The 11082-nt window shown below is 63.7% G+C and carries 12 protein-coding genes; 4 read left to right on the top strand and 8 right to left on the bottom strand.

Annotated features, from left to right (window positions below; all coding sequences use genetic code 11):
• Nucleotides 1-200 precede the first annotated feature (200 nt).
• The 6 genes from ACP3TE_RS08440 to ACP3TE_RS08415 all read right to left on the bottom strand — a co-directional run bounded on the left by ACP3TE_RS08440 (nt 201) and on the right by ACP3TE_RS08415 (nt 6381).
• A complete protein-coding gene (locus ACP3TE_RS08440) occupies nt 201-419 on the bottom strand; it encodes an LPXTG cell wall anchor domain-containing protein (protein ID WP_426736025.1) in 219 nt (72 codons plus the stop codon).
• A 59-nt stretch (nt 420-478) separates the two neighbouring features.
• Complete coding sequence (locus ACP3TE_RS08435; RefSeq protein WP_133833932.1) at nt 479-796, bottom strand: hypothetical protein; 318 nt, start codon at nt 794-796, stop codon at nt 479-481.
• A gap of 249 nt (nt 797-1045) precedes the next feature.
• A complete protein-coding gene (gene allB / locus ACP3TE_RS08430) occupies nt 1046-2428 on the bottom strand; it encodes an allantoinase AllB (protein ID WP_426736023.1) in 1383 nt (460 codons plus the stop codon).
• 151 nt (nt 2429-2579) lie between these two features.
• Nucleotides 2580-4373 (bottom strand): glyoxylate carboligase, encoded by a 1794-nt coding sequence (gene gcl / locus ACP3TE_RS08425; RefSeq protein WP_426736021.1) that lies wholly within the window; start codon nt 4371-4373, stop codon nt 2580-2582.
• Between the two features lie 267 nt (nt 4374-4640).
• Complete coding sequence (locus tag ACP3TE_RS08420; RefSeq protein WP_426736019.1) at nt 4641-5552, bottom strand: 2-hydroxy-3-oxopropionate reductase; 912 nt, start codon at nt 5550-5552, stop codon at nt 4641-4643.
• A gap of 25 nt (nt 5553-5577) precedes the next feature.
• Nucleotides 5578-6381, bottom strand: coding sequence for a hydroxypyruvate isomerase family protein (locus tag ACP3TE_RS08415; RefSeq protein ID WP_426736017.1), 804 nt, complete (start codon nt 6379-6381; stop codon nt 5578-5580).
• Nucleotides 6382-6746: 365 nt separating this feature from the next.
• On the opposite strand from ACP3TE_RS08415, the gene ACP3TE_RS08410 reads away from it, so the two are divergent.
• From ACP3TE_RS08410 to ACP3TE_RS08400, 3 genes are all read left to right on the top strand, one after another.
• The gene (locus tag ACP3TE_RS08410; protein WP_286134070.1) at nt 6747-6872 is read left to right on the top strand and encodes a hypothetical protein; all 126 of its coding nucleotides are present in this window, start codon (nt 6747-6749) and stop codon (nt 6870-6872) included.
• A 150-nt stretch (nt 6873-7022) separates the two neighbouring features.
• Nucleotides 7023-8546 carry an NCS1 family nucleobase:cation symporter-1 gene (locus ACP3TE_RS08405; RefSeq protein WP_286134071.1) on the top strand — a complete coding sequence of 508 codons (1524 nt, stop codon included), beginning with the start codon at nt 7023-7025 and terminating at the stop codon, nt 8544-8546.
• A gap of 8 nt (nt 8547-8554) precedes the next feature.
• On the top strand, nt 8555-9301 hold the full coding sequence (locus ACP3TE_RS08400; protein WP_105656405.1) for an aspartate/glutamate racemase family protein: 747 nt from the start codon (nt 8555-8557) through the stop codon (nt 9299-9301).
• A gap of 160 nt (nt 9302-9461) precedes the next feature.
• Here ACP3TE_RS08400 and ACP3TE_RS08395 read toward each other — a convergent pair whose 3' ends face one another.
• Nucleotides 9462-9917, bottom strand: coding sequence for a hypothetical protein (locus ACP3TE_RS08395; protein WP_426736015.1), 456 nt, complete (start codon nt 9915-9917; stop codon nt 9462-9464).
• 87 nt (nt 9918-10004) lie between these two features.
• A complete protein-coding gene (locus tag ACP3TE_RS08390) occupies nt 10005-10691 on the bottom strand; it encodes an SDR family oxidoreductase (protein ID WP_426736014.1) in 687 nt (228 codons plus the stop codon).
• A gap of 174 nt (nt 10692-10865) precedes the next feature.
• Here ACP3TE_RS08390 and ACP3TE_RS08385 point away from each other — a divergent pair, with 174 nt between their 5' ends.
• On the top strand, nt 10866-11078 hold the full coding sequence (locus ACP3TE_RS08385) for a hypothetical protein (protein ID WP_105656406.1): 213 nt from the start codon (nt 10866-10868) through the stop codon (nt 11076-11078).
• The last annotated feature ends 4 nt before the right edge of the window (nt 11079-11082 follow it).

The raw sequence follows: 11082 nt of genomic DNA, 5'->3' as shown, positions 1-11082 counted from the left end.
CGGTTGAGTCAAGCTCAGGACGGTCTGAAACAGCTGCCCGTTTTTTGCACATCGTCCAGATACGCAAAACGCCCGACCGGAAAATTAATTCCAGTCGGGCGTATGCGCGAACTATCTGCAAGAGCCTAGACGATCGGTCCTACGACGATCGCAAGAGCCTGCTCCGCGAACAGTTCACAGCCTCATTCGAATCCTAGGCTTTAGCCATGTCGGCGGTTGCTGCGCCGAGAAATCAGCACACCAGCAGCTGCCAAAAGGAGTCCAGCGATCAACACGTACATCGCAGTGAAACCTGTGTCCGCAAGCTTGTCATCCTTTTCAGATGGCGGCGGAGCTTCGGCTGAGCCTTCAGCCGGAGCTGCCCTCTGAACGAGATCTTCCTCGGCTTCATCGGATTCAGTAAGTTCCGTAGGATCCACAGTCGGCTCAGTCAGGTCAACTGGCTCAGTCGGGTCAACAGTCGGTTCCGAAGGCTACCTCATCTGCTGTCCTCTAAACCGCGGTTCAAGGCCCCGGTCCGGCGCAGGTCCCCGAGCGCCGAAAGCACTTCAATCCGCGGTGCTGGGAGTTGACGGGTACCGCTTGCTGGACTCGGAGCCTCATCACGCTCGGCCGGACGCTGATCAGCTGGAGAACCGTTGGCATGCCGGCGCCAATGGGCATAGGTCTTGAGCCCGAAGGCAAGGAGCACAGCCATGAGGATTGCGCCGAAGACCAGCGACACCTGGACCACTTCGCCCAACGCCAGATCGTCGACTTCTTTGCTCATAATCGAAGCAGCAGTAATCGCGTTCATACCCATTTCCTGTATTCAGAGTGACGGCTGCTCTATCCCCATAGTGCTGACAGTCTATGAGCTGGGCAGCCCAATCCTTTAACGCCACATCCAATCGATACCTGTTTGTTATGCGCCAGGGAAATAGCCTGCGTACCACCGGTGAATACGCTGCGAATCTGCGGTAGCCAAAGCACGCCGGGGCTATCATTGCCCACGGCGCGGCAGAGCCCCCGTCCTGCGGACAGGGGCTCTGCGAGGTACCGGTTCCTAGCTCTCGCGGCGGATCAGCTGACCCGTTGGATTCTGGAAGTCCACGTCGGTCCCGGCAATGATGGACCGGCGGACTACGCCGTTCAGGGTCTTGCCCTGGTACGGGGAAATCGGGTTCTTGTGGTGCAGCTTCTGGACATCCACCTCGAAGGTGTCCTCCGGAGCGAAGACCGCGAAGTCCGCGTCCTTGCCTACCTCGATGCTGCCCTTGGCGCCCAGTCCGGCAAGCTTCGAGGGATTCACGCCCATCCACTGCACAACCTGTTCCAGCTTCAGTCCGCGCTTCTTCGCCTCGCTCCAGATCAGGGGCAGGCCCAGCTGCAGCGAGGCCACCCCGCCCCAGGCCACGCCGAAGTCGCCGTTCTCCACATCCTTCAGATCGATGGTCGATGGGGAATGATCCGAAACGATGCAGTCGATGACGCCTTCCTCCAGGCCCCGCCACAGCAGCTCGCGGTTGTCGTTCTCGCGGATCGGCGGGCAGCATTTGAAGGCGGTGGCGCCGTCGGGGATTTCCTCGGCCAGCAAGGTCAGGTAGTGCGGGCAGGTTTCCACGGTGAGCAACACGCCCTCGGCCTTCGCTTCGCGGATCATCTGGAGCGCATCCGAGCTGGACAGGTGCAGCACGTGGGCGCGCACTCCGGTGGTGCGGGCGCGTTCGATCACCTGCGCGATGGCGGTGTTCTCGGCATCGCGCGGGCGCGAGTCCAGGAAGCCGGCGTACTTGCCGCCCACCGGCTGCGGGGAGTTGCCGATAATATCGGAGTCCTCGGCGTGCACGATCATCAGCGAGTCGAAGGAGGCCAATTCGGCCATGTCCTCTTCCATCTCGCCAACACTCAGGGACGGGAACTCGTCAACTCCAGAATGCAGCAGGAAGCATTTGAAGCCGAAGACTCCGGCTTCGTGCAGCTCGCGCAGATCCTTCTTGTTGCCCGGGATGGCACCGCCCCAGAAGCCGACGTTGACATAGGCGTTCTTGGAAGCGGCCGCGCGCTTGATTTCCAGCGCTTCGAGGTTCACCGTGGGCGGGATGGAGTTCAGCGGCATGTCCACGATGGTGGTCACCCCGCCGGCAGCGGCGGCCTTGGTCGCCGACTCGAACCCTTCCCATTCGGTGCGTCCTGGCTCGTTCACGTGCACATGGGTATCAACGAGTCCGGGCAGCAGGACCTCGTCGGAGGCCACCTCGATGACGCGCTCTGCGGCCAGTCCGGCACCCAATTCCTGCACGGCGACGATCTTTCCGTCGCGCACGCCGATTTCGCGCGGGCCAATGCCCTGCGCGGTCAGCACTTGCTGGCCACGCAGCACCAGGTCATAGGTGGTTCCGGTGGCGGTCGGGGACGATGTGCGGCCAACAGCTTCGTTGATGCTCATGAGGTGTTCCTACTCGTTAATTGCTAGGTGCTCTTGGGGCTCGGCAGCTCTATGCCAAGTCTAGGTTGTTGTGGCGCGGGGCACACCCGTATTGGTGAACCGGTGCCCCGCGCCAAACTTTGCGGGTTGCAGGTCAGCGACGACTGCCCTTTCACGCACCCACGGTGGCCGAGGCTGCCATCGGCACCAACGCGGTTGGTGCATCGGCGGCGTCCAAAGCCAGGTCTTCGAATTCATTGACGGCATCCAGCTGCGCGCCCATGGCGATGTTGGTGACCTTTTCCAGGATCACTTCCACCACAACTGGCACCTGGTGCTCTTCGGCCAGCGCATTGGCCTGCGCGAATCCGGCAGCCAGCTGGCTCGGATCCTCGACGCGCACGGCCTTGCAGCCCAGGCCCTCGGCGACCTTCACATGGTCCACGCCGTAGCCGTTGGTTTCCGGGGAGTTGATGTTATCGAAGCCCAGGGACACGTGGTAATCCATCTCGAAGGCGCGCTGCGATTGGCGGATCAGTCCGAGGTAGGAGTTGTTGACCACCACGTGCACGTACGGCAGCTTGAACTGGGCGCCGACGGCCAGCTCCTCGATCATGAACTGGAAATCGTAGTCTCCGGAGAGGGCCACGACCTTTTCCCCCGGCTTGCCGCGCACGACGCCCAGGGCGGCCGGTCCGGTCCAGCCCAGCGGGCCGGCCTGTCCGGCGTTGATCCAGTTGCGCGGCTTGTAGACATGCAGCATCTGCGCACCGGCGATCTGGCTGAGCCCGATGGTGGACACGTAGGTAGTGCCCTGGCCGAAGGCGGCGTTCATTTCCTGGTAGACGCGCTGCGGCTTGATCGGCACGTTCTCGAAGTTGGTCTTGCGGTGCCCGGTGGACTTGCGGGCGGTGGCCTCGTTGGCCCAGGCCGAGTAGTCCGGCAGGGTGCCGGCGGCCTTGCGCTCGCGCACGACTTCCAGGATGGCCTCGATGGCGGCCCCGGCATCCGAGGTGATTCCCAGGTCCGGGGAGAACACCCGGCCGATCTGCGTGCCTTCGATATCCACGTGGATGAATTTGCGTCCGGCGCGGTAGGTGGCCAGATCCCCGGTGTGGCGGTTGGCCCAGCGGTTGCCCAGGCCCAGCACCATATCCGATTCCAGGAAGGTCTGGTTGCCGTACTTGGTGTGCGTCTGGATGCCGACCATGCCCGACTGCAGGCGGTGGTCATCCGGGATGGCGCCCCAGCCCATCAGGGTCGGGGAGACCGGGATGCCCAGTTCCTCGGCGAGTTCGACCAGCTGCGCGCTGGCGTTGGCGTTGATCACGCCGCCGCCGGCAATGATGATCGGCTTGCTTCCGGAGAGAAGCAGGTCCACGATCTTCTCGGCCTGGCCGCGCGTGGCCTTCGGCTTCTGGACCGGCAACGGCTCATAGGCATCGATGTCGAAGTCGATCTCGGCCATCTGCACGTTGATCGGCAGGTCGATCAGGGCCGGGCCCGGGCGGCCCGAGCGCATGATCTGGAAGGCCTTGGCGAAGGTGCCCGGAACCAGTCCCGGCTCCAGCACGGTCGAGGCGTACTTGGTCACCGGCTTGGCGATGGACTCGATGTCCACGGCCTGGAAGTCCTCCTTGTGCAGCACATTGGTCGGGGCCTGCCCGGTGATGCACAGCATCGGGATGGAGTCGGCGATCGCGGCGTACAAGCCGGTGATCATGTCGGTGCCGGCAGGACCGGAGGTGCCCAGGCACAGGCCGATCTTGCCAGTGGCCCGCGAGTAGCCGTCGGCGGCGTGGCTGGCCCCCTCGACGTGGCGGTGCAGGGTGTGGCGGATGCCGCCGTGAGCCTTCATGGCCGAGTACAGCGGGTTGATCGCGGCTCCTGGCAGGCCGAACGCCTCGGTGGCGCCCTCCTTGGCCAGGATCTGGACGACGGCGTCGATTGCGCGCATCTTAGGCATGGGAATACGTCCTTTGGAACGAGAAGAAGAAAAGAAGGATACCTACGGCGGGAAGCCAAGGTGCATGAGTCACCACAACTCCGCTCCCTTGAGCACCAGCTAGCGGCGATGAACTGGAACAAAGCCCATTGCGCAGCGGATACGGCGCGTCGGGCCCCTGCCGTGTACCAGGGGTCCGGCGGCACCGGAGCGTAGCCGGTATTGCGCGGCCGCTAGCTGAAGAAGCGGGTTACCTAGTTGTCCCCGCCGTAGGAAGATTTGGCGACGCTAGGCCGGGACCGGGGCCTCGATTTTGCCGGCCAGGCGCTGCACCCCGCGGAAGAGGCCCGAATGGTCCAGCGCCCCGTCGCCGGAAGCCACGGTGGAGGTGACCAGCTGGGCGACCAGTGCGCCCAGGGGCAGCACGACACCGGCTTCGCGGGCCGCGGAGGTCACGATGCCCATGTCCTTGTTGTGCAGGGCCAGGCGGAAGCCCGGGGCGAATTCGCGGTCCAGGATCTTCTGGGCCTTCTGGTCAAGCACCTTGGAGCCGGCCAGGCCGCCGCCGAGGACCTTGATGGCCGCGTCGGTGTCCACGCCATAGGCTTCGAGGAAGAGCACCGCTTCGGACAGGGCCTGGATGTTGGCCGCGACGATCAGCTGGTTGGCCGCCTTGACGGTCTGCCCGGAGCCCGAAGGACCCACCAGCACGATGGTCTTGCCCACCGCTTCGAGCACCGGCTTGGCCGCCTCGAAGTCAGCTTGCTCGCCGCCGGCCATAATGGACAGCACGCCCTCGATGGCGCCGGCCTCGCCGCCGGAGACCGGGGCATCGAGCGGGCGCAGTCCGGCGTCGCGGGCCGCGGCCGCAAGCTCGACGGCCACGTCGGGACGGATCGAGGAGTTGTCGATCCACAGCGCTCCGGCCTTCGCGTTGGCGAAGACGCCCTCTGCGCCGAGGGTGACGGCTTGGACGTCCGGGGAATCCGGGACCATGGTGATGACCACGTCCGCATTGGCCACGGCTTGCGCGATGGAGGCGGCCTTGGTTCCGCCAGCGGCGGCCAGCTCATTGCCGGCCTTGTCGCTGCGGTTGTAGCCGGTGACGTGATAGCCGGCGTTGACCAGGTTCTTGGCCATCGGCAGGCCCATGATGCCCAGTCCGATGAAGGCGATGTTCTGCGACATGTGATTCTCCAAAAATTCTTGTGCGAAAAGGTGTTCTCTAGACTGCGGCGCTGCTGCTGGCGCTCTGGAGCCAGTCGAAGGCGGTGGCCGCTTCCTGCTTGTACTCCAGGGCGACCTTGCCGGTGTAGCCCAACTCGCGCGAGCGCTTGATCCAGTCCTGCAGCGGCAGGTCCCCGGTGCCCGGAGCTCCGCGGCCCGGCGCATCGGCGATCTGGATATGGCCGAAGTCCTTGGCATGCGCTTCAATGACGGCGGCGACGTCATCGCCGTTGACTGACAGGTGGTAGAAGTCGGCCAGCAGCGCGATGTTCCCTTCGCCCTGGACCTTGACAGCCTCGATGACCGCAAGCGCCTGGGCCGCAGTTTTCAGCGGGTAGGCTTCCGTGCCGGAGACCGGCTCGATCAGCACGGTGCCGCCGACCTTGGCCACACCCTGGGCCGCGGCCACCAGGTTCTCCAAGGCCAGCGCATCCTGGGCCGCCGGGTCGGCGCCTTCGATGCGGTTGCCGTACAGGGCGTTGAAGGCCTTGCAGCCGGTAGCTTCGGCGATCGCCACTACCGCGTCGACATTGTCCTTGAATTCGGACTCGCGCCCCAGCCATGAAACCAGTCCGCGGTCGCCTGCCGGCATGTCTCCGGCGAAGAAGTTCAGTCCGTCCAGCTGGACGCCGGCGTTGGCCAGCGAGGCGAGAAATTCGTCGACCTGCTTGCCGGAGGGGGCGGCTTCGCCAAATGGCCACCAGAATTCGACGCTGTCGAAACCCGCCTGCTTGGCGGCATCCGCGCGCTGCAGCAGCGGCAACTCGGTGAGGAGGATCGAGCAGTTCAGAGTGTAGGACACTGGATTTCCCTTCAAGAACACCTTCCAAAGATTCCGCTTTATGGAAGTTAGCTTTTGCTTTATGAAAACTCTAGGACGAGACGCCAATCACTGTCAAGAAGGTTTCGGGACGAAGTGCCGATGCGCGCAGAGTCGCACAGAAGGGCGCTGCAGTGGCATCAGGACAGGAATGGCGCCCGGTGCGATCCTGATAAAAGCAGGCTCATCAGCGGATTCCGAGAATGGAATAAAAGGCTCCGGAATCCGGCCAAAATACCATCTGGTGAAATTATCATTTTCTATTGCGGGAATGTGATCCAGTGCATACAGTGGTGGTTACTCACCTGGCACATATCTCGGAGTGACTTCCTAGCTCAGGAGCAGCCATGCTTTTTCCACCGTGCATCACGCACAGCGCACAGCGGCTTGCCGTTGCGCCGCGCCCGGCCATGCCGCTTCTCGGCTCGCCGGCCGAGTTCTACGTTAATTTCGGACAGCCGATCTACCCGTAAGCGGGCCCGCCTACCTGTCCTGCGTCCCCGCAGGCAGGCACGGGCCGTTCCCCTGAACGCTCCGCTTCCCCAGATCTGTCATCTTCCCCTGCCGCAGTGCGCCCGAATGCGCCTGCCCGGATGCATGACCCTTTGACAAGGATGTCCATCATGTCGCAAAAGACCCCTGAAATGGTGCCCGAGGCCGCACCGCAGGAAAACCGGCCCGCTATCGACCGGGCCAATCCCTTCGAGTTGAGCGCGTCGCTCTACAACCAGGACCTGGCACCAACCACCCGCTCCGGGCGCACCTGGAGCTCTTACAGCATCTTCACCCTGTGGGCCAACGACGTGCACTCGCTGGGCAACTACACCTTCGCCATCGGGCTCTTCGCGCTGGGCATGAGCGGCTGGCAGATCCTCGGCGCGCTGGGCATTGGAGCGGTCCTGCTCTTCGCGCTGCTGAACTTCTCGGGGTTCATGGGCGAGAAAACCGGTGTCCCTTTCCCGGTGATGAGCCGCATCGCCTTCGGCATCAACGGCGCCCAGATTCCCGCGCTGCTGCGCGGGGCCGTGGCCATTGCCTGGTTCGGCATCCAGACCTACCTCGCCGCCCAGGTCCTCGCCGTCATGGTGATTGCCGTGGCCCCGGGGTCCGCAGCCCTGGAGCAGACCAGCTTCCTGGGACTGAACGCCCTGGGCTGGATCTGCTTCGTCGCCCTCTGGGCGGTGCAGCTGGTCATCGTCAGCTACGGCATGGAGATGATCCGCAAGTACGAGGCCTTCGCTGGCCCGGTCATCCTGGCCACCTTCCTGGGCCTGGCCATCTGGATGCTCTTCGAATCGGGTTTCAACGTCTCGATGAGCACCGGCGAATCGAAGACCGGCATCGAGATGTGGACCGCGATGTTCGGCGCAGCCGCCCTGTGGGTCTCGATCTACGGCACCTTCGTCCTGAACTTCTGCGACTTCACCCGTGGCGCATCCTCCAAGAAGGCGATCGTGAAGGGCAACTTCTTCGGCATCCCGCTGAACATGATGTTCTTCGGCGCCATCGTGGTGGTCCTGACCGGTACGCAGTTCTCCATCAACGGCCAGGTCATCACCTCGCCGTCGGATATTGTGGGCGCGATCCCGAACACCTTGCTGCTATTGCTGGCCTCCGCCGCCCTGCTGGTGCTGACCATCGCGGTGAACCTGATGGCCAATTTCGTGGCACCGACCTACGCATTGACCAACCTGCTCCCGAAGAAGCTGAACTTCCGCACCGCCGCACTGATCTCCGGAGTCATCGGCCTGGTCATCCTGCCCTGGAACTTGTACAACTCCCCCGAGATCATCAACTACTTCCTGGGCGGCCTGGGCGCGCTGCTTGGCCCGCTGTTCGGCATCATCATGGCCGACTACTGGCTGATCCGCAAAGCCCGGATCAACGTCATGGACTTGTACCGCTCGGATGCCGAAGGCACCTACTACTTCACCCGCGGCGTGAACTACCGGGCCGTCGGGGCACTGGTGATCAGCTCGGTGATCGCACTGGTGCTGGCCTTCGTCCCCGCCTTGCACGTGGTCGGCCCGTTTGCCTGGTTCCTGGGTTCGGGCGCCGGTGCCCTGGCCTACTTGGCCTTGGCCAAGCGCCAGCACGATCTGGCAGACATCGATGGCGAGCCGATCGCCGTGGCACCAACCCACTAGGACAACTCATGCGCATTCTGATCCTGAACGTCAACACCACGCAGTCCATGACCCGCGCCATCGGGGATTCCGCACGGCAGGTCGCCTCGCCCGGCACCGAGATCGTCGAGCTGACCCCGGATTTCGGGGCGGACTCCTGCGAAGGCAATTTCGAAAGCTATCTGGCGGCCATCGCCGTAATGGACAAGGTGGTCCGCTACACCGAGCCATTCGACGCGGTCATCCAAGCAGGCTACGGCGAGCACGGCCGCGAGGGCCTGCAGGAACTGCTGGATGTCCCGGTCGTGGACATTACCGAAGCCGCCGCCTCCACGGCGCAATTCCTCGGCCACAAGTATTCGGTGGTCACCACGCTGGACCGCACGGTGCCGCTGATCGAGGACCGGCTGAAACTGGCCGGCCTGACCGACCGGCTCGCCTCGGTGCGCGCCAGCGGGCTGGGCGTGCTGGAACTGGAATCCGATCCGCAGCGCGCGGTAGCGGCCATCGTCGAGCAATCCCGCCAGGCAGTGGAGCACGACAAGGCCGAAGTGATCTGCCTGGGCTGCGGCGGCATGGCCGAGCTGGAGGAACAGGTGCGGCTGGCCACCGGCGTGCCAATTGTTGATGGCGTGCGCGCAGCGGTGACCATCGCGGAGTCGCTGGTCCGCATGGGGCTGAGCACCTCCAAGGTGCGCACCTACGCTCCCCCGCGGCCCAAGACCGTGACCGGCTTTCCCATGACTCCGGCGGCCGTCGTTCCGGCGGGTCTCTGAATGCCAAGCCAAATGGCAGGCTCAGCCCAGCGCGCTCACAGTCAGCCGTCCTAGAGTTATAAGTACCTCATGAAGGTGCGAGTGATGACAAAAGGAAACCCCGGTGCTTCGGCACCGGGGTTTTCTTCTTGCCCTACTCTCCATCGAGGACCGGATTGGCCTAGGAGAATTCAGGCACCTTCGGCAACGCCATGTTCTTCGAGAAGAACTCGGCCAGTTCCGCGCGGGCAGTCAACGGCAAGACCTGGGCGACATACATGTCCGGGCGGACGACAACCAGGGCTCCGGGCCGGTCGATCTTGCGTTCCGTGAAGATATCCTGATGCGGGATCGCGGCATAGACCTTCTCCCAGTCGGTGATCTGGACCTGGCCCAGCTCGGCATTGCCCGCACCCGGTGCAATAGCGCCCAGCACGAGGGCCGGATCCACGGCAGACCAGCCGATATCGTGCAGCAGCATGGCCGGCAGCACGATATTGGCATCGGCTTGCGGGTGATGGCCCAGCAGCTGCTGGGCCAAGGACACCGAATACAGGGCGTGCGCATCATTGCTCCGGACCGCGAGAAGCTCCTTGGCGTCCTCCCACCGCTTTCCCGCGGGCAGAAGGCTCCGCATCCACTCAGTGGAAGCCGCAGAACTTTCATCCGCAGACGCAGAACAGCCCTGCCCCCGTTGCGGAGGCAGGGCTGCGGCTGCGCATTCCTAGACGATCGCTTCCACGATCGGCATGTTGCCGTTGTAGAAGTTCACGGTGGAGCGGCGTGCTGCATTATTGGCCACCACATGGGTGATCACTTCGGCGACGTTCTCGCGCGAGGTCTGCGATGCCTCGCCTTCAACGTCTGCTCCGTTCACCTTGCCTGCCTTGTCAGCCAGCACCACGCGCTGGCTGGCCGGTTCCAGGGTCAGCGCCCCCGGGCCCAGGATCGTGTAGTCCAGCTCCGTGCCGCGCAAGTACGCGTCGGCGTCGTGCTTGGCCTTGGCATAGGTGTAGAACGAGTTGGCCGGATCCAGGCTGTCCACATCCACCAGGGCGCGGCTGTAGGAGACCATCACGAAGCGGTCCACGCCGGCCTGCTTGGCGGCCTGCATGGAACGCACCGCGGCGTCATAGTCCACAGCGCGGGTGCGATGCTCGTTGCCGCCACCGGCACCTGCGGAGAAGACGATGGCGCTGGCACCGGAAAAGGCCTGGGCCAACTGACCCACGCCAGCGCTTTCGATGTCGATGACTACTGGGGTGGCGCCCGTGGCGCTGATGTCGGCTGCATGCTCCGGGTTGCGGATCAGCGAGTTGACCGCGTAGCCGCGCCCAACCAGCTTGGGCGCTGCCAGCAGGGCAACCTTCCCATGTCCGCCAATGAGAACTACTCGATTTTCTTCAGCCATGAACTGCTCCTTCTGATCGATGCTCGTATTCGGCACAACAAGGCCTGCCACGAGCCTATTCCCGGCGAGCTTCGGCGACGACTTTCTGAGTGCCAGCTTGATAGCGGTCATTTCGGCTGGCAATGGGCGTACGCTCGGGTTCATAGAATTCGCACTCGACCCAGGATGAAGCTCATGAAGCAGAGAACCTTGAACTTGGAACTGAGCAATGACCAATTCGCGGACCTGGCCAATGCGCTGGAGGACCACCGGGACTATTTCAAGAAACGCGCCGATGAAGCAACGCTCGGCTTCGGGCTCGATACCGGCTACTGGCAGTCCCGTGCTGCCGAAGTCGAAGAGCTGCTCCAACTAGTCCTCAGCTCCGCCAAGCACGATCAGCATTAGCCCC

The organism is Glutamicibacter sp. 2E12 (assembly GCF_050030965.1).
Classification (GTDB): Bacteria; Actinomycetota; Actinomycetes; order Actinomycetales; family Micrococcaceae; genus Glutamicibacter.
The sequence above is the reverse complement of the archived record's forward strand: the minus strand, read 5'-3'. Positions and strand labels throughout refer to the sequence as shown.

What these genes read in the sequence shown, in the direction of transcription:
- ACP3TE_RS08435 (WP_133833932.1), bottom strand. Translation starts at nt 796, where the DNA reads ATGAACGCGATTACTGCTGCTTCGATTATGAGCAAAGAAGTCGACGAT.
- allB (WP_426736023.1), bottom strand. Translation starts at nt 2,428, where the DNA reads ATGAGCATCAACGAAGCTGTTGGCCGCACATCGTCCCCGACCGCCACC.
- gcl (WP_426736021.1), bottom strand. Translation starts at nt 4,373, where the DNA reads ATGCCTAAGATGCGCGCAATCGACGCCGTCGTCCAGATCCTGGCCAAG.
- ACP3TE_RS08410 (WP_286134070.1), top strand. Translation starts at nt 6,747, where the DNA reads ATGCTTTTTCCACCGTGCATCACGCACAGCGCACAGCGGCTTGCCGTT.
- ACP3TE_RS08405 (WP_286134071.1), top strand. Translation starts at nt 7,023, where the DNA reads ATGTCGCAAAAGACCCCTGAAATGGTGCCCGAGGCCGCACCGCAGGAA.
- ACP3TE_RS08400 (WP_105656405.1), top strand. Translation starts at nt 8,555, where the DNA reads ATGCGCATTCTGATCCTGAACGTCAACACCACGCAGTCCATGACCCGC.
- ACP3TE_RS08395 (WP_426736015.1), bottom strand. Translation starts at nt 9,917, where the DNA reads ATGCGGAGCCTTCTGCCCGCGGGAAAGCGGTGGGAGGACGCCAAGGAG.
- ACP3TE_RS08390 (WP_426736014.1), bottom strand. Translation starts at nt 10,691, where the DNA reads ATGGCTGAAGAAAATCGAGTAGTTCTCATTGGCGGACATGGGAAGGTT.
- ACP3TE_RS08385 (WP_105656406.1), top strand. Translation starts at nt 10,866, where the DNA reads ATGAAGCAGAGAACCTTGAACTTGGAACTGAGCAATGACCAATTCGCG.